The sequence below is a fragment of the Mycolicibacterium septicum DSM 44393 genome (genome assembly GCF_000455325.1).
Lineage (GTDB): Bacteria > Actinomycetota > Actinomycetes > Mycobacteriales > Mycobacteriaceae > Mycobacterium > Mycobacterium septicum.
This window is the reverse complement of the sequence record NZ_HG322951.1, coordinates 461,422-478,871: the sequence shown is the minus strand read 5'-3', so window position 1 is coordinate 478,871 and position 17,450 is coordinate 461,422. Positions and strand designations below refer to the sequence as shown.

Below are 17,450 nucleotides of genomic sequence, written 5' to 3'. Positions count from 1 at the left end.
GCTAGGCGTTCAGATACTGTGCGGTGCTGCCACCCACCGGCATCTCGGGAAGCCCGAGCTTGCGGTGGTCCCAGCTGCGCTGACGGCTGGGCACCACCCGCACCGCGATGCGGTTGTTCATCATCTGGTCGACGAACGGGCGCATCTCCTCGGTGTAGGGCCCGGTGTAGCGCTCCCACACGCTGATGCCCACGCGCAGAATCGTTTCCGGGTCGTCGACGATCTCGGCGGTGCCGTCGATCGACACACCGCGCAGCGTGTTGTACGTGTCGCCGTCCTCGATCATCACCGTGATCGTGGGGTCGCGGCGCAGGTTGACCGCCTTCTGCGACTTGGCCTTGGTCTCGAACCAGATCTCACCGTCGAGGACCGCGTACCACATGGCGACCAGGTGAGGTCGGCCGCTGGGCAGCACCGTGGCCATCGTCGCGGTCCGGCTGCGTTCGATGAATTCGGCGATCTCATCGTCGCTCATGACGATCTTCGTGCGCTCGTTCTTGCCCACCTGTCACCTCTCTGCTCGGTCAGCCCACCATAGCCACGGGGTCACCGCTCCCTGCGAACGCGGTCGGTAACCCGATCGGCCGGTTACAGCACGCCGAACTGCGAAGTCACCCAGCGCACCGGATCCACGCACCGGAATGGGGCAATACCCCTGGCGTGCAGACGATTTCCGTTGGGCGGATGTCCGAGCGCGGACACCGCGAAGTACCGGCTGGCCAGTCGCGCACCCAGAGACGGGTTCTCCACGCCCGCCACGATCGAACCGCCGTGCAGGCGGACCAACAGGCTGCGCACCTCCTGGTCGAGCAGCTGACCGTCGACGTCGTCGTACTGCTTGCCATCGGAGGTGTCCCGCAGGAAGGCCGCTCCCCCGTTCGACATGACCAGTGCCCATTCCGAGCCCTGCACGTCCCGCAGCGCACGCAGCACGTCGAACTTCGACAGGATCACCGCCAGCTTGGGCTGGCCTGGGTTGACCGCCAACAGCAGATTGCCCAGGACCGAACGCGGTTCCCCACCGCTGAACGGCTGAGGTGGCAGCAGATCCTGCAGCTGATCGCGGATGGCCTTGACCCGCAACGGGTCGAACATGAAGAACACCCCGTCGGCGTGGCCGAAGAACTGGAAGGGCGGCGCCCGCAGGTCACCGTTCTCCAGATCCTCGCCCGCCACGTCGCGCAGCACCAGAAAACGGCGTACCCCGTGCCAGACACCGATCGAGAACACCAGTGGCTCACGCTGATTCGGGGCCTGGGTGTGCACCGTCGGAGTGGGCGGCAACAGGCCCCGGTGGACGTACAGCGGACCCTCGTAGTTGGTGGCGTAGTTCTGTGCGGTAGCCCGGGTGACCGGTTCCATCACCACGCCGAAACGCTCACACAGCAATTCCAGCTGCTTGACGAGCACCGCGATGTACAAGCTCTTGCCCGTTGCACGCGCGCCGGCCAGCGCGATGCAGATGGCATGCCCCTCGCGGAAGCCGTCGGGAAGGGTGAAGTGACAGACCGGGCAGACCTCCACCGCAGGTCCCTGCAGCGCCCGGCTGGCCTCGGACGTCGGCGGCGGCGGGCCGTTGTAGCCGGGTGTGCGGGTCCACGTGTATAGCGGACCGCAATCGGCGGGGGCACCGACGTAGGCCGAAGCGACATCGTCGCGGTATCGCGTGCCGCCGGCCTGGGCCGGCAGCGTCCAGAGGTGGTTGTTCGGGCTCAACGGGGTGAAGCAACGTGGGCACTTGCTCATGTCAGCCCCGGCTCCCCCTCAGTCGCTCCGCCAGCGACGGGTGCTCGCCCCGCCGCGTCATCAGCCTGTTCACCATTTTGCGGTATCCGCGCATCGTCCCCTCAGAGGAATCGCCCGACAACTGCGCCATCAACACCACCACGGATTCCGCGTCGGCGCCCACCATGGCGGCGGCCACCTGCCCGGCCAGCACATTCGCGAGCTGATCCACCGGGTCGAGCGCATGTCCGGCAGCCTCGGCCGCCGCGGTGCGGAGCAGGCTGATCGCCACCACCGTCACGGGGGCCAGCTGGCCACCGTCGACGAGCGGCAGCACCCGGGCGACGGCCTGTGTGCCGTAACCGGTTTCGGTGGCCAACGCGCTGCAGGCCTGCGGATACGGCTGGCCGGCGAGCACGCCCAACAGCGCGAACGCCAGCAGCCGCACCGCGAAATCCGGGTGCACGGACCGCGGCTCCAGTCCGGCCAGCACCTGATCCCACAGCGGTACATACGAACTCTGGTGGGTGTGCAGATACCGCTGATGCAGCCACTCCCGCGGCTCGACGTGGCGGACGGCCGCACAGGCCACCGCCACGTTGTCGCCGTTGTCCTCGATAACCTTGTCCGCCAAGTGGTGCAACGCGGCCGAGTCCGCGGCCCCTACCAGGGTCCGCAGCGCAGCCATCCTGGGGAGCGGATCGGCACCGATGGCCAGCAGCAGGTCCGACGGATTCCAGACCGACGCCGCTGCTGCGGCTGCGAAGTTCGCCGGCTCGGTGGTGCGCAGCCACCACAGCTGCGCACCGAGGTCACCCGCGTCTTGCGGTCCGCGCCGCCGTGACCGCAGCCCGCGCAGCGCAGCGCGGATCCACACCGAATCCCCGCGCTGGGCGACCGCGAGTTCAGCGGGCTCCGGGACCGGAGCCGCCTCGGCCAGCCAGTCCAGGACGTCGTCGTCGATGGCGCTGCCCTCGGGGTCGACGTCGTTCAGCAACCACGCCCCCAGCGACAACCGGTCCGCGACCCCGATGCGCGTGCGCACCCCCGGATCCGCCAGGCCGGGCAGCACACCGTCGGCCAGGGCCACCTGCAGCCTGTCGTCGGCAACCCCGGCCCGCAACAGCAGGTCGACGACCCGCAGCAACCGGTCAGGACCCTGCCTGCGGCTGTGTTCCAGGGCGGGGCCGATGGCCACCCGCAGCGACGAAGGTATTGGTTTCCCGTGAAACGTTCTCGGCCCCAACGGGATTGGCTCGCTTTGAGTCATCCAGGCGTCGTCGGCGATGGCCCGGGAGAAGTACGTGGCATCGGCGAATGCGGCTCCCGCTCCATCCTGCAACTCGTGCACCACCCGCCACGCATCGGCCGTCGTGGCACCGATCGTGGCCGAGAGCACATCGGCGATGATGTGCGCGGCTTCGGATCCGACCAGGGCACCCGACGGGGAATGCGCCGCGATCACCTCGTGCGCCTCCACCTCCGCGTCAGCGAATTCATGATGCCCGGCCACCGCCATGGCCATCGGCCAGGCCGGGTGTAGCCCGTCGTCGCGCACCTGGCTGGACAGCGTGTCGATGTCGTCGAGCACCCGACGGGCCGAGGCCACGTCGAGCAACACCACCTGAGCCATCACCGACCACCGGGTCACCTCGATGCGGTGGCCGCCCGCGGTGCGGTGCGGATCGCCACCGAGCTCACCCAGCGACACGGTCTCGGATTCGCTGATCACGACCATGCCGGGTTCCACCGCGGCGAGGTCCTCGACCGGAACCGCGCTGAGCACCTGGCCGTTGTGCGGCGCGACCTGCTCCGCGCGATCGAAGGTGGAGAAGCTCAGTGCCGCAGCGGTGCCCGGCGACATCAGGAAACTCACCAGGCCGATCCACTGCGCTGCCGCATCCGGTGACCGCACCCCCAGCACCACCGGCGGGCCGCCGGCCAGCGCCGCGGCCACGGCATCCAACAGCGCGAACAATGTCGCCAACCGCCAGGTGACGGCATCCAGCGCGAAGGCCACCACGCTGTCCTTGGTGACTGCGTTGCCGAGCTCCGGCAGGGTCCCGGGAAGCGCGGCACGGGCCACCGCGGCCGCGCCGAAAGGCTGCAGCCAGTGCGACGACCGCCACCGCTGGATGGCCCGGTGGCGGGGATGGGTGTCGGGCGCACGGTCCAACAGCGCGTGGGCGAAGACGTTGCCCGGCCGGCCCGTACTGTCCGACCCGGCCGGGAAGGTGTGCCAGTAGCCGGCGCCATCACCTAGATGGCGGTATGCCAGCCGGCGCGGGCCGTGCTCGAGCTGCTCGGGAGTGGGGAAATCGGGCAGCTCGCCCACCGGACGGAACACCGTGCGCACCCCGGCGATCAACGCCTGTGTCTCCGCCGGCGTCAGACCTCCGCTGGTTTCCTTGACCTGCCAGCCGCCGACAGTCCCGACGGCATCGAACGACGTATAGGCGAGCTGGCCGTAGCGCGACGTCATAGCACCGTCGCGGTGAGCTGCAAGGTCTGCACCGGCGGGTCCAGCAGTGCCAGCGTTCGCAGCTGGGCCGGATCGGGGATGTTGAGGAACAACCGGATCCAGCCGTGCAGGCCGCTGACGTTGGCGGCCCACAGTTCGCCGCTGCCCGACGCCGTCAACGCCGTCCAGCGCAACTGCTTCGACGGCTGGTCTGCCAACTGCCCCTGCGCGTCCAGCGGTGCCACATCGACCGGCTGGCCGTCGTGCACGCTCAGCGGCATCCGCTGGGGGTTGTTGACCAACACGAACGACGGCGAGCCCGGTATGTCGTATTCCGAACGCACGGCGACCGTCGCTGTGTTGGGGAAACCGTTGGGATCACGCCCGATTCGCACCGCGTACTGCAGCCGCAGCATGCCCGGGTACTCGATGCTGGCCACCGGCCCGGTCACGCGTCGCCCACCGGAGAACGCCACCGGCGCAAGGTGCAGCGAGCAACCACCCACCGGCAGTGCGCCGGTCAGGTGCATGCCGCCGTACTTCTCGTAGTCCTCGAGCGAGATCTCGAAGGACCTGCCGGTCAGGCCGGCGCGGGGGTCATAGCCCTTGGCCGCCAGGGTCACCACCACGCCCGCAGCTCCGTCGGGCCACTCGAACGTCAGCACCTGTTTGTTGCAGTACTCGGCGAGTTCGATTTCGCGGATCGTGCCGGTGCGCACGGCCGATACGGTGCGGCCCAGCACGGCCCGGCCTCCGAGGATGGTCACCGGGGTGAGGTAGGCCCGGCTCCAGCCCCGCGGCCAGGGCACCCCGGTCATCAGCGTGCGGTGGCTGCCGTCGGGCAGTGCCCGATCGGTGACCGATTGCTGCAATCGCAGGTCCGGGGTGAGCCCGACCTGCTCGAGCGCGTTCTCGGGTAGCTCGGTCGAGACCCCGCCTGCGCTCGGGCCGGTCTGGCTGAGGTAGACGGCCACCTCTGCTCCTGGAGCGGCCCACGACACGTCGAACGACTCACCGTCGAGACTGGTGTCGACCGAGATGTCGGTGACTGCGGCGAGCACCGCCGACACCTCGACGTCGACATCGGCGGGCTCCGAGAACAGCACGGCGTCGTCGACGGCGACCGCGCAGCGCACCCGGTAGCGGTAGCGCATGCCCCGGGCCGCGCCGGAATCGACGAACCCGGTGCGGTGCTCGCCTTCGGCCAGGATCCGGTAGCGCGACTCGTCGATCCCGGTTTCATCGGCGGCGTCGCCCGGAATGCGGTACACGTGCACCGAACTCGTCGCGGGCGGCTCCGTCCACTTGCCGATCACCAGGCCGTTGTCCTCCCGAACGGACACGTCACCGGGTGGCGCGACGAATACCCCACCGGCATGCAACACCGGCCGGGTGCTCAGGGCATCCGCGCGCGACGTCCCGGTGATGACCCAGACCTGGTAGTAACGCACCGGGCCGGTCAAGGGCCGGTCGTCGCTCGCGGCCGACAACGGCGTCGCCGCGACGAGGTCGGCGTTCTCCGGGGACTTGGGCGCCCGGTCTTCGCCACTGACCACCCGGTACAGGACCACTCCCCCGTTGGCCTGGTAGTCGGGCCAACTCAGGTCCACGACGTCGGGACGGGATTCGCCGTGGCGGAACGCGATGGCGTGCACGTCGGCGACAGCGGGTGACGCCGGCTCCGATGGGCTGTCCGGAGCCCGGGTTTCCAGCTCGGCCAGCACCCGGGCCATCTCTTCAGCGTGTTCGGCCACCGAACCCGGCAGCATCTCGCGGATCTGCTCGACATCGGTACGGCCGGACTTGAGGACGAGACGCAGATGCGCCTCTTTGAAACTGCGGGCCGCGACCGCGCCCGAGTCGACCAGCTGCTGACGCCAGGCCAGCAGCGGCGCCAAGCGGGGATCCGCGTCGTCGGGATCGTCGACGGGATACAGATCGGGCATCAGAACACCAAATCCCCGCCGGACGTGATTGCTGCGCATCACGTACTCCGGCAGCTCGAACAGCGCGAACTCCTGAGGTGCCAGGCCGACACTGGCCTGCACACCCGGAAACGCTACCGCAGCAGCCGCCAGGTGACCGCCACATGGTGAGCCGGGCCGACGCGATGGGGTTGTGCGCCACCACATGTGTCCGGCACATTCGGATGGACCGCGATCCGAGGGGGGACATGTCTTCTGCCAGCGACGACGTATGGGAAGTGATGTCGACATCGCGGACCATCCGGCGGTTCACCGATGAACCGGTCGACGACGCCACCCTGACCCGCTGCCTGCAGGCCGCGGTGTGGGCACCGTCGGGGGCGAACGCGCAGGCCTGGCGATTCGTGGTGCTGCGCTCGGCGGAGCAGCGCGCGGTCGTGGCGAAGGCCGCCGCGCAGGCGCTGGCCGTCATCGAACCCGTCTACGGCATGACCCGGCCGGCCGAGGACGACGCCAGCCGGCGCGCCAGGACCAACCGCGCCACCTATGAATTGCACGACCGGGCAGGCGAGTTCACCTCGGTGCTGTTCACCCAGCAGCGCTTCCCCACCGCCTCCGAACTGCTGCTCGGCGGATCGATCTTTCCTGCCATGCAGAACTTCCTGCTCGCGGCCCGGGCCCAGGGCCTGGGCGCCTGCCTGACCAGCTGGGCCTCCTACGGCGGGGAACAGCTGCTCCGCGAGGCCGTCGGGGTGCCGCAGGACTGGATGCTGGCCGGCCACGTCGTGGTGGGCTGGCCGCGCGGATCCCACGGCCCGGTGCGCCGCCGCCCCGTCGGTGAACTGGTCTGCATGGACCATTGGGACAACCCGGCGTCCTAGGCTCGACTTCATGGGTCCGGCACCTGCACTGATGCCCGCGGCGTTCATCGGCCACGGCAGCCCGATGAACGCGCTCGAGTCCAATCGCTTCACCTCGGCCTGGCGCAGTTTCGGGCAGGCGGTGCCCCGGCCGCGCGCGATCCTGGTGATCAGTGCGCACTGGTACATCAACGCCACCGCGGTGACGGCGATGCCGCGCCCGCGCACCATCCACGACTTCTACGGATTCCCGCGCGAGCTGTTCGACGTCGAGTACCCGGCGCCGGGGTTGCCGGAGCTGGCCGAGGAGGTCAGCGACGTGGTGCGCCCGACCTGGGTGGGTGCCGACGTGGACAGCTGGGGTATCGACCACGGCACCTGGTCGGTGCTGGTGCACGCCTTTCCCGACGCGTCCATCCCCGTTGTGCAACTGGCGATCAACGCCAACGAACCGGCCGACTACCACCTGCGCCTCGGGGCGAAGCTGGCGCCGTTGCGCGAGCGCGGCGTTCTGGTGGTGGGCAGCGGCAACATCGTGCACAACCTCGCCGGCATGGACCCCACCAGGCCCGAGGATGGCTTCGCCTGGGCCGAACGCTTCGACGATGCCGCCCACGAACAACTCACCCACTCCCCCGCCGATGTCCTCACCCTCGAGGCGCACCCCGACTACGCGGCCGCCGTTCCCACCCCGGACCACTTCATCCCGATGCTGTACTTCGCCGGGCTCGCCGGTGCCGCATCCGATTCCACCCGCTCGGTCGACGCCATGGTCAGCGGCTACACCTACGGGTCGCTGTCGATGACGTCTTACCTGCTGCGTTGAGGCGGTTCATTCCGGCGAGGCGGCCGGCACCGGCAGGATAGGGTGTCGGCGTGTTGTGCCATGACGAGCCGGCAGACGGCGTCGGGGTGTAGGCACGCGTGCGCGGAATTCTTCTGGCCGGTGGGTCCGGCACCCGCCTGCATCCGATCACCACGGGCGTCAGCAAGCAGCTGCTTCCGGTGTACGACAAGCCGCTCGTCTACTACCCGCTGTCCACCCTGATCATGGCCGGTATCCGCGACATCCTGGTGATCACCACCCCTGTCGATGCGCCGGCGTTCCAGCGCCTGTTGGGTGACGGCTCGGCCTTCGGGGTGAACCTGAGCTACGCCGCCCAGCCCCAGCCCGAAGGCCTGGCCCAGGCCTTCGTGATCGGTGCCGAGCACATCGGGACGGATTCGGTGGCACTTGTGCTGGGCGACAACGTTTTCTACGGCCCAGGATTGGGCACCAACCTGCGCCGGTTCCAGAATGTCAGCGGTGGAGCGATTTTCGCGTACTGGGTGGCCAACCCGGCCGCCTACGGTGTCATCGAGTTCGGCGCGGACGGCACAGCGCTGTCCCTCGAGGAGAAACCTGCCGTCCCCAAATCGCAGTACGCCGTGCCGGGGCTGTACTTCTACGACAACGACGTCATAGATATAGCGCGCTCACTCCGGAAATCCGCGCGCGGCGAATATGAGATCACCGAGATCAACCAGATCTACCTGAACCAGGGCCGGCTCTCGGTCGAGGTGCTGGCCCGCGGGACGGCCTGGTTGGACACCGGCACCTTCGACTCACTCCTGGACGCCAGTGACTTCGTCCGCACCATCGAACGCCGCCAAGGACTGAAGATCGGTGTGCCCGAGGAGATCGCATGGCGCGCCGGCTACATCGACGACGATCAACTGGTCGCCCGCGCCAAGGCACTGCCCAAATCCGGGTACGGCGACTATCTGCTGCAGTTGTTGGAGCGCAGGTAATCACACCGCGGCAAAGAACTCCTCAAGAGCTTCGGCGACGCGCTCGGGCACCATGGCGGTCGCGAAGTGTGACTGGTCGGGCCAGACCACCCGCTGAGCGTGTGGCAGCACCTGTGCCAGGCGGTCCATGCCTTCTGGCAGAGGTGACCAACTCTGACCGCCCTGCATCAACAACACCGGCAGCGTGATCGCCGCCCACCGGTCGACGTCCTGGCCATCACCGGCCATCGCCTCCAGATCCGCTCCCGCGGAGGCCGTTATGGTGCGGCCGGCTTCCTCACTCGGGAGCGTGATGGGAGTCGCCGAAATCACCTCGGCAGGAACGCATGCGACCTCGCGGGCGAAGACCTCGAGGGCCTCTGGATATCGGCGATCGGCGCAGAACTGCCGGAAGCGATCGAGGACCGGCAACAGGTGCGCGCCCGACAACAGCAATGGCGGCTCGAACAACGCCAGTGACGCGATTCGATCGGCGTCGGCCACGGCCGTATAAAGAGCGACCGTCGCTCCGTAGGAGCCGCCGACGATATGTGCGCCGGCCCCAAAGGATTCGGCCACTGAATTCAGCACGCATCGCAGATCGGCGGCTTCCGCGCCGAAACTATTGGGCGAGTTGCCAATGTCACTCGGTGGGTGGTTTCGCCGCGCGTACCGCACGATCCGGTAGCCGGCGAGATGCCGAGCGACCGCAGCCCACGAATCCAGGCCGCCATTGGACCCGTGGACAAAAACGACCGGCGGCCCGTCACCCGCCACTTCAAGAACCAGCTTGGTGACGTCCGCCGCTCGCAGTTCTGAATGCACAACGCGAGTATCGCCCCGTGCCACGACTTCGGCGCCAAATACAAAGGCCGTGAACTCAGTTGAGTTCACGGCCTTCGTCGCAGTTCCTCAGAACCGCTCTCTGTGGGCGAAGGGGGACTTGAACCCCCACGTCCCGAAGGACACTGGCACCTGAAGCCAGCGCGTCTGCCATTCCGCCACTCGCCCGAATGACCGAGGCAGCGTAACACTGCGAGCGCGCCGTTCCCAAACCGGCCGATCAGCAGGCCGATCAGGCGCCCGGCGGATTGTCAGAAAACCCTTAAGCTCATCTAGATCAGGTCACTGACCTGCAACGATCGGATTCTCAGAGTTCTGTTGGTCCCGCTTTACGGCACTAGGCCGATACCATGCTTGTGAGCAGTGTGGCCAGAGCGACACGCGGTAGCACGGGTGACCGTGTCGAGGCGACGCGACAACGAGAAAAGGCGGGCGGTGACATGGGTCTGGTCGACCGCATCGAACGCAAACTCGAGTCGACCGTCGGCGATGCGTTCGCTCGGGTCTTCGGCGGCTCGATAGTGCCTCAAGAAGTAGAGACGGCGTTGTGCCGGGAAGCCGAGTCCCGAGCCCGTACCGTGGCCGGTGGACAAGTTTTGGCACCGAACGACTACGTAATTACGCTCAGTGGCACTGACTATCAGAAAGTAAGCGCCGATACCGACCTGACCTCGACCGCGTTCGCCAAACATCTGGGGGGATTCATTCGTGATCAGGGGTGGCAAACGTATGGTGATGTGGTCGTTAGATTCGAGCAATCACCGAACCTGCACACCGGACAGTTCCGCGCCCACGGCGCGGTTAACCCCGATTCGACCGCTGGCGAATCCGCGCGAGCCCAAGGCGACCATGCGTTCACCGCAGAATCAGGAGAACCACCTATGACCGATAACCCGAATTACCGCGGCGGCCAGGGACAAGGGCGGCCCGGCGACGAGTATTACGACGACCGCTACGGCCACCCGCAGGACGATCCCCGCGGCGGGCAGTACCCGCCCGAGCAGGGCGGGTACCCGCCCCAGGAGCAGGGCGGCGGCTATCCCCCGCAGCAGCGCGGCGGCTACGGCGGCGAGCGTGGCGGATACCCCGATCAGGGCGGCTACCCGGACCAGGGTGGGTACCCGGATCAAGGCGGCTACCCCGACCAGGCGGGCTACCCCCCGCAGTCCTACGAGCAGCAGCGTCCGCCCGCCGGCTACGGCGGTCAGCCGGGCGGCGGCTATGACCGCGGCTACGGCGGCCAGCAGGGCGGCGGCTACGGCCAGCCCGCGCCGGGCGGTCAGCCCGGTTACGGCGGCGGCGAGTACGACTACGGACGTCAGGACCCGCGCCAAGGCGGCGGCTACCCCGAGCAGGGTGGCGGATACGCCGGCGGCGGCCAGCCCTACGGACGCCAGGAGTACGGCCAGCCGCAGGACTACGGCCGCGGCTACGCCGAGCCCCAGCAGGGCGGTTATCCCGAACAGGGCGGCTACGGCGAGCCCGGTTATGGCGAGCAGGGCGGCTACAGCGGCGGCGAGTACGGCGCACCGCAGGCCGGCCAGCCCGGATACGGCGGCCAGCAGGGCGGGTACGGCGGCGGCGACTATGCCGCGGGCGGCGCTGCGGTCACCCTCCAGCTCGACGACGGCAGTGGCCGTACCTATCAGTTGCGCGAAGGCGCCAACGTGATCGGCCGCGGCCAGGACGCCCAGTTCCGTCTCCCCGACACCGGGGTGTCACGCCGGCACCTGGAAATCCGGTGGGACGGACAGGTCGCGTTGCTGTCAGACCTCAACTCCACCAACGGCACCACGGTGAACAACGCACCGGTGCAGGAGTGGCAGCTGGCCGACGGCGACGTGATCCGGCTGGGCCATTCCGAGATCATCGTGCGCGTGCACTGAGCGTCTGAGACCGGACACACCTGAGTGGCAAGCACCCCGCTTCGCCCTCACGGCGATCGCCGTCCAAGTATCGTGACGTTGCCGACGGTAGCTGAGCGATACCAGTGGGGCGGATACGGAGAGGACGTCAGATGCAGGGGTTAGTGCTGCAGCTGACACGTGTCGGTTTCCTCCTGCTGCTGTGGTTGTTCATCTGGTCGGTGCTGCGCATCCTGCGGACGGACATCTATGCGCCCACGGGCGCGGTGATGGTGCGCCGGGGGCTGGCTCTCCGCGGCTCCCTGCTGCCGAGCCGGGACCGACGCCACATCGCGCGGCAATTGGTGGTCACCGAGGGCGCGCTGGCCGGTACCCGCATCACGTTGGGTGCTCAGCCGGTGTTGATCGGCCGTGCCGACGACTCCACTCTTGTGCTCACCGATGATTACGCTTCGACGCGCCACGCCCGGCTCTCACCACGAGGTTCGGAGTGGTACGTCGAGGACCTAGGATCGACCAACGGCACATACCTTGACAGGGCGAAGGTGACAACAGCGGTAAGGGTTTCAATCGGGACACCGGTTCGAATCGGTAAGACGGTAATCGAGTTGCGTCCGTGACGCCCCGCATGCGAGGAGCGCGAGACACACTATGACCCTCGTACTCCGATACGCCGCGCGCAGTGATCGCGGGTTGGTTCGCGCCAACAATGAGGACTCGGTATATGCCGGGGCGCGACTGCTGGCGCTGGCCGACGGCATGGGCGGCCATGCCGCAGGCGAAGTGGCCTCACAGCTCGTCATCGCGGCGCTCGCGCATCTCGACGACGACGAGCCCGGCGGTGACCTGCTCAGCAAGCTCAACACCGCGGTCGGCCAGGGCAATGCCGCGATCGCGGCCCACGTGGAGGCCGACCCCGAACTCGACGGCATGGGCACGACGCTCACCGCGATCCTGTTCGCGGGCAACCGGCTGGGCCTCGTCCACATCGGCGACTCCCGCGGCTATCTGCTGCGCGACGGTGAGCTGACCCAGATCACCAAGGACGACACCTTCGTCCAGACGCTGGTCGACGAAGGGCGCATCACCGCCGAGGAGGCCCACAGCCATCCCCAGCGATCGCTGATCATGCGGGCGCTGACCGGGCACGAGGTCGAGCCGACACTGATCATGCGCGAGGCCAAGGCCGGTGATCGCTACCTGCTGTGCTCGGACGGTCTGTCCGATCCGGTCAGCCACGAAACCATCCACGAGGCCCTGCAGATCGAGGATGTCGCCGAGAGCGCCGACCGGCTGATCGAGCTGGCGCTGCGCGGCGGCGGTCCGGACAACGTGACCGTGGTGGTCGCCGACGTCGTCGACTACGACTACGGGCAGACCCAGCCGATCCTGGCCGGCGCGGTGTCCGGGGACGACGATCAGACCGCGCCGCCGGACACGGCTGCCGGACGGGCGTCGGCGTTCAATCCCCGCCGCAATGAACCCAAACGCGTGGTGCCCCAGCCGGCCGAACCGGCCCGCAAGCCCCGGTCGCGCCGCCGGTTCCTCATCGCCGCCGTGCTGCTGGTGCTTGTGCTCGTCGGCGGCCTGGCCATCGGCCGGGAAATCATCCGCAACAACTATTACGTCGCCGAGCACGACGGCACGGTGTCGATCATGCGTGGGGTGCAGGGCTCCTTTCTCGGTATCTCACTGCAGGAGCCGTATCGCCTGGGCTGTCTCAACGCCCGCAACGAACTGTCGCTGATCAGTGCCGACGACACTCAGGACCAGCGCGAGTGCCGGTTGATGTCGATCGACGACCTGCGTCCCTCGGAACGGGCCTCGGTGAAGGCCGGTCTGATCGGCGGCACCCAGGACGAGGCCATCGAGCAGATCACCAAGCTGGCCCGGAGCTCCGTCCTGCCGGTGTGCGCCCCGCGCACCGCCACCACGACGTCGAAGCCCGCCCCGGCACCCAGCCCGGCGCCGTCTCCGTCACCTTCAGCGGCTCCGATGCCGGCCCCCGCGCCCAGCGCGGAGCCGCCTGCCCCCGAGACACCCGCGCCTGAGACGGCCGCGCCGGGAGCCCCGACCTCGGCTCCGCCGTCCCCCTCACCATCGCCGTCGCCGACCGTGACCGCGCTGCCTCCCCCACCACAAGAACCGGGGAAGAACTGCCGAGTCGTGTCATGACGACTCAACCCCAGTCGCCGGTTACCGTCACGCCGCCGCTACCCAATCGGCGCAACTCGGAACTGCTGCTTCTGGGGTTCGCGGCCTTCATCACCACGGTCGCAATGCTGATCGTCGAGGCCAATCAGGAACTAGGTCTGAGCTGGGATCTGGCCCGCTACGTCATCGCCTTCATCGTCCTGATGGGCGCCGCCCACCTGGCTGTGCGCCGGTTCGCCCCCTACGCCGACCCGCTTCTGCTCCCGGTCGTGGCACTGCTCAACGGACTGGGCCTGGTGATGATCCACCGGCTGGACCTGGCCAAGGGTGAGACGACCTCCGACGGGCTCGGCGGCACCGCCAACCAGCAGATGATGTGGACGCTGGTGGGTGTCATCGGGTTCGCGGTCGTGGTGGCGCTGCTGACCGACCATCGCATGCTCGCCCGGTACGGATACATCTGCGCGCTGACCGGCCTTGTGCTGCTTGTCATTCCGGCGTTGCTGCCGACGAAGTACTCCGAGCAGTACGGCGCCAAGATCTGGATCCAGTTCCCCGGCTTCTCGATTCAGCCCGCCGAGTTCTCCAAGATCCTGCTGTTGATCTTCTTCGCCGCGGTGCTCGTCGCCAAGCGGGACCTGTTCGCCAGTGCGGGGAAACACTTCTTCGGACTCGACCTGCCGCGGCCCCGCGACCTGGCTCCCCTGCTGCTGGCCTGGGCCGCCTCGGTGGGCGTGATGGTGTTCGAAAAGGATTTGGGCACTTCACTTCTGCTGTATGCGTCGTTCCTGGTCCTGGTCTACGTGGCCACCGAACGGTTGAGCTGGGTGGTCATCGGGCTGGCCCTGTTCGCCGCGGGAAGCGTTGTGGCATACCAGGTTTTCGGCCATGTCCGGGTGCGGGTGGAGACCTGGCTCGATCCGTTCGCCGATCCTGACGGCGCCGGCTACCAGATGGTGCAATCCCTGTTCAGCTTCGCCACCGGCGGCATCTTCGGCACCGGCCTGGGCAACGGGCAGCCCGGAACCGTGCCCGCCGCGGCCACCGATTTCATCATCGCCGCGATCGGCGAGGAGCTCGGATTGGTCGGGCTGGCAGGCGTTCTCATGCTCTACACGATCCTGATCATCCGCGGGATGCGCACGGCGATCGCGGTGCGCGACAGCTTCGGCAAGCTGCTGGCCGCCGGATTGGCCTCGACGCTGGCGATCCAGCTGTTCATCGTCGTCGGCGGCGTCACCAAGCTGATCCCGCTGACCGGCCTGACCACCCCGTGGATGTCCTACGGCGGCTCCTCACTGCTGGCCAACTACATCCTGCTGGCCATCCTGGTGCGCATCTCGCACGCCGCCCGCCGGCCCATCACCACCACCCCGTCGCCGAACCCCACCCCGATCGCCGCGGCCAACACCGAGGTGATCGAGAAGGTATGAACACCTCCCTGCGCCGGGTGGCAGTCACGATCATGGTGCTGATCGTGCTGCTGTTGGCCAATGCCACCATCACCCAGGTCTTCACGGCCGACGGATTGCGCGCCGACCCGCGCAACCAGCGGGTGCTGCTCGACGAGTACTCGCGCCAGCGGGGCCAGATCACCGCCGGCGGCCAGCTGCTGGCCTACTCGGTGGCCACCGACGGTCGGTTCCGCTTCCTGCGCACCTACCCCAACCCCGACGTCTACGCCCCGATCACCGGGTTCTACTCGCTGGGCTATTCCAGCACCGGGCTGGAGCGGGCCGAGGACAGCATTCTCAACGGCTCCGACGAGCGCCTCTTCGGCCGCCGGCTCGCCGATTTCTTCACCGGCCGCGACCCTCGCGGCGGCAACGTCGACACCACGATCAACCCGCAGGTGCAGCAGGCCGCCTGGGACGCACTGCAGCACGGCTGCGGCGACGGCCCCTGCAAGGGCTCTGTGGTGGCCCTGGAGCCCTCGACGGGCAAGATCCTGGCCATGGCGTCGTCGCCCTCGTACGACCCCAACCAGCTGGCCACACACGACCTCAACGCCCAGAGCCAGGCCTGGCAGCAGCTGCGCGACGACGAACAGTCCCCGTTGCTCAACCGCGCCATCTCGGAGACCTACCCGCCCGGCTCGACGTTCAAGGTGATCACCACGGCTGCCGCCCTGCAGGCCGGCAGCACCCCCGACACCCAGCTCACCGCGGCGCCGCGGATCCCGCTGCCCGACAGCACGGCGACGCTGGAGAACTTCGGTGGGGCCTCGTGCGGACCCGGCCCCACAGCCACGCTGCGCGAGGCGTTCGCGAAATCGTGCAACACCGCCTTCGTCGAGCTGGGCCTCAAGACCGGGGCCGACAAGCTCAAGACGACCGCCCAGGCCTTCGGGCTCGACTCTCCCCCGCCGACCATCCCGCTGCAGGTGGCCGAATCGACCACCGGACCGATCGCGGACGGCGCCGCACTCGGCATGTCCAGCATCGGACAGCGCGATGTCGCGTTGACTCCGCTGCAGAACGCGCAGGTGGCCGCGACCATCGCTAATGACGGCATCGCGATGCGCCCGTATCTTGTGGATAGCCTAAAAGGACCCGACCTGGCCACCATCGCCACCACCGCACCTGCCCAAGAGCGCCGGGCAGTGTCACCCCAGGTCGCAGCTACACTTACGGACTTGATGGTCGCCGCCGAGCAGGTGACTCAGCAGAAGGGAGCCATCGCCGGCGTGCAGATCGCTTCGAAGACCGGTACGGCAGAGCACGGGACGGATCCCCGTAACACTCCGCCGCATGCCTGGTACATCGCATTCGCACCGGCTTCCGACCCCAAAGTTGCGGTCTCGGTGTTGATCGAGGACGGCGGGGACCGGTTGTCGGCCACCGGCGGCGCACTCGCCGCCCCGATCGGACGCGCCACGATAGCCGCGGCGCTGCGGGAGGGTTCATGAGTCCCCGGGTTGGAGTCACGCTGTCCGGGCGGTACCGGCTGCAGCGACTGATCGCCACGGGCGGCATGGGTCAGGTCTGGGAGGCCGTCGACTCACGGCTGGGCCGGCGCGTCGCGGTCAAGGTACTCAAGGCCGAATTCTCCACCGACGCGGAGTTCGTCGAGCGGTTCCGCGCCGAGGCCCGCACCGTGGCCATGCTCAACCACCCCGGCATCGCCAGCGTGTACGACTACGGCGAGACCGATATCGACGGCGAAGGCCGCACGGCATATCTGGTGATGGAACTCGTCAACGGTGAGCCGTTGAACTCGGTGCTCAAGCGGACCGGGCGGCTGTCGCTCCGGCATGCCCTCGACATGCTCGAGCAGACCGGACGCGCGCTGCAGGTGGCCCACACCGCGGGTCTCGTGCACCGCGACGTCAAGCCGGGCAACATCCTCATCACCCCGACCGGCCAGGTGAAACTGACCGACTTCGGTATCGCCAAGGCCGTCGACGCCGCCCCGGTCACCCAGACCGGCATGGTGATGGGCACGGCCCAGTACATCGCGCCAGAGCAGGCCCTCGGCCACGACGCCACCGCGGCCAGCGACGTCTACGCGCTGGGAGTCGTTGGCTACGAATCGGTTTCGGGTAAGCGCCCGTTCACCGGTGACGGTGCGCTGACGGTGGCGATGAAGCACATCAAGGAGACGCCGCCGCCGCTGCCCGCCGATCTGCCGCCGAATGTCCGCGAGCTGATCGAGATCACCCTGGTGAAGAACCCGGGGATGCGTTACAAGTCGGGCGGGCCGTTCGCCGACGCGGTCGCCGCCGTGCGCTCCGGTCGCCGTCCCCCCCGTCCCAACCAGGCCCCGACTCTGGGCCGGGCCGCTCCGGCCGCCGTTCCCTCGGCCGCCCAGGCTCGCGCCGCCGCCGAACTCACCGGCCGCACCCCGG

General features: G+C 68.3%; 14 protein-coding genes and 1 tRNA gene. 9 read left to right on the top strand and 6 right to left on the bottom strand.

The features are described 5' to 3' along the window. Nucleotide 1: 1 nt before the first annotated feature. The 4 genes from TX88_RS02330 to TX88_RS02315 all read right to left on the bottom strand — a co-directional run bounded on the left by TX88_RS02330 (nt 2) and on the right by TX88_RS02315 (nt 6,132). Nucleotides 2–505, bottom strand: coding sequence for a pyridoxamine 5'-phosphate oxidase family protein (locus TX88_RS02330; protein WP_044514376.1), 504 nt, complete (start codon nt 503–505; stop codon nt 2–4). Between the two features lie 83 nt (nt 506–588). Continuing rightward, entirely contained in the window at nt 589–1,746 is a 1,158-nt protein-coding gene (locus TX88_RS02325) for a hypothetical protein (RefSeq protein WP_044514374.1), read from the bottom strand. A gap of 1 nt (nt 1,747) precedes the next feature. Then, entirely contained in the window at nt 1,748–4,207 is a 2,460-nt protein-coding gene (locus TX88_RS02320; protein WP_044514372.1) for a GAP1-N2 domain-containing protein, read from the bottom strand. Further along, the gene (locus tag TX88_RS02315) at nt 4,204–6,132 is read right to left on the bottom strand and encodes a SaeA-related protein (RefSeq protein WP_044519017.1); all 1,929 of its coding nucleotides are present in this window, start codon (nt 6,130–6,132) and stop codon (nt 4,204–4,206) included. Before TX88_RS02315 ends, TX88_RS02320 begins: the two co-directional genes overlap by 4 nt. 227 nt (nt 6,133–6,359) lie before the next feature. On the opposite strand from TX88_RS02315, the gene TX88_RS02310 reads away from it, so the two are divergent. The 3 genes from TX88_RS02310 to rfbA all read left to right on the top strand — a co-directional run bounded on the left by TX88_RS02310 (nt 6,360) and on the right by rfbA (nt 8,762). Further along, nucleotides 6,360–6,992, top strand: a complete 633-nt coding sequence (locus TX88_RS02310) for a nitroreductase family protein (protein WP_044514370.1) — start codon at nt 6,360–6,362, stop codon at nt 6,990–6,992. Between the two features lie 31 nt (nt 6,993–7,023). Continuing rightward, entirely contained in the window at nt 7,024–7,797 is a 774-nt protein-coding gene (gene ygiD / locus TX88_RS02305) for a 4,5-DOPA-extradiol-dioxygenase (protein WP_044519016.1), read from the top strand. A gap of 98 nt (nt 7,798–7,895) precedes the next feature. Next, complete coding sequence (gene rfbA / locus TX88_RS02300) at nt 7,896–8,762, top strand: glucose-1-phosphate thymidylyltransferase RfbA (protein ID WP_044514369.1); 867 nt, start codon at nt 7,896–7,898, stop codon at nt 8,760–8,762. On the opposite strand, the gene TX88_RS02295 is transcribed toward rfbA, so the two are convergent. Further along, the gene (locus TX88_RS02295) at nt 8,763–9,518 is read right to left on the bottom strand and encodes an alpha/beta fold hydrolase (protein ID WP_244438464.1); all 756 of its coding nucleotides are present in this window, start codon (nt 9,516–9,518) and stop codon (nt 8,763–8,765) included. Nucleotides 9,519–9,669: 151 nt separating this feature from the next. Further along, nucleotides 9,670–9,752, bottom strand: a tRNA-Leu gene (locus TX88_RS02290). Nucleotides 9,753–10,024: 272 nt separating this feature from the next. Here TX88_RS02290 and TX88_RS02285 point away from each other — a divergent pair. From TX88_RS02285 to TX88_RS02260, 6 genes are all read left to right on the top strand, one after another. Then, complete coding sequence (locus tag TX88_RS02285; protein ID WP_044514365.1) at nt 10,025–11,470, top strand: FHA domain-containing protein; 1,446 nt, start codon at nt 10,025–10,027, stop codon at nt 11,468–11,470. A 131-nt stretch (nt 11,471–11,601) separates the two neighbouring features. Next, nucleotides 11,602–12,069 (top strand): FHA domain-containing protein FhaB/FipA, encoded by a 468-nt coding sequence (locus tag TX88_RS02280; RefSeq protein ID WP_029110475.1) that lies wholly within the window; start codon nt 11,602–11,604, stop codon nt 12,067–12,069. Nucleotides 12,070–12,100: 31 nt separating this feature from the next. Continuing rightward, complete coding sequence (locus tag TX88_RS02275) at nt 12,101–13,624, top strand: PP2C family protein-serine/threonine phosphatase (protein WP_044514361.1); 1,524 nt, start codon at nt 12,101–12,103, stop codon at nt 13,622–13,624. After that, a complete protein-coding gene (locus TX88_RS02270) occupies nt 13,621–15,036 on the top strand; it encodes a peptidoglycan glycosyltransferase RodA (RefSeq protein WP_044514360.1) in 1,416 nt (471 codons plus the stop codon). The genes TX88_RS02275 and TX88_RS02270 overlap by 4 nt, the downstream gene beginning before the upstream one ends. Further along, on the top strand, nt 15,033–16,511 hold the full coding sequence (pbpA, locus tag TX88_RS02265) for a D,D-transpeptidase PbpA (RefSeq protein ID WP_044514358.1): 1,479 nt from the start codon (nt 15,033–15,035) through the stop codon (nt 16,509–16,511). Before TX88_RS02270 ends, pbpA begins: the two co-directional genes overlap by 4 nt. Further along, a partial coding sequence (locus TX88_RS02260) for a serine/threonine-protein kinase (protein WP_044514356.1) occupies nt 16,508–17,450 on the top strand: 943 nt, incomplete at its 3' end. The genes pbpA and TX88_RS02260, both read left to right, overlap by 4 nt.

Excerpts from the sequence above, each read along its gene's own strand:
- TX88_RS02275 (WP_044514361.1), top strand. The coding sequence starts at position 12,101 with ATGACCCTCGTACTCCGATACGCCGCGCGCAGTGATCGCGGGTTGGTT.
- TX88_RS02310 (WP_044514370.1), top strand. The coding sequence starts at position 6,360 with ATGTCTTCTGCCAGCGACGACGTATGGGAAGTGATGTCGACATCGCGG.
- TX88_RS02315 (WP_044519017.1), bottom strand. The coding sequence starts at position 6,132 with ATGCCCGATCTGTATCCCGTCGACGATCCCGACGACGCGGATCCCCGC.
- ygiD (WP_044519016.1), top strand. The coding sequence starts at position 7,024 with ATGCCCGCGGCGTTCATCGGCCACGGCAGCCCGATGAACGCGCTCGAG.
- TX88_RS02325 (WP_044514374.1), bottom strand. The coding sequence starts at position 1,746 with ATGAGCAAGTGCCCACGTTGCTTCACCCCGTTGAGCCCGAACAACCAC.
- TX88_RS02280 (WP_029110475.1), top strand. The coding sequence starts at position 11,602 with ATGCAGGGGTTAGTGCTGCAGCTGACACGTGTCGGTTTCCTCCTGCTG.
- TX88_RS02285 (WP_044514365.1), top strand. The coding sequence starts at position 10,025 with ATGGGTCTGGTCGACCGCATCGAACGCAAACTCGAGTCGACCGTCGGC.
- pbpA (WP_044514358.1), top strand. The coding sequence starts at position 15,033 with ATGAACACCTCCCTGCGCCGGGTGGCAGTCACGATCATGGTGCTGATC.
- TX88_RS02320 (WP_044514372.1), bottom strand. The coding sequence starts at position 4,207 with ATGACGTCGCGCTACGGCCAGCTCGCCTATACGTCGTTCGATGCCGTC.
- TX88_RS02270 (WP_044514360.1), top strand. The coding sequence starts at position 13,621 with ATGACGACTCAACCCCAGTCGCCGGTTACCGTCACGCCGCCGCTACCC.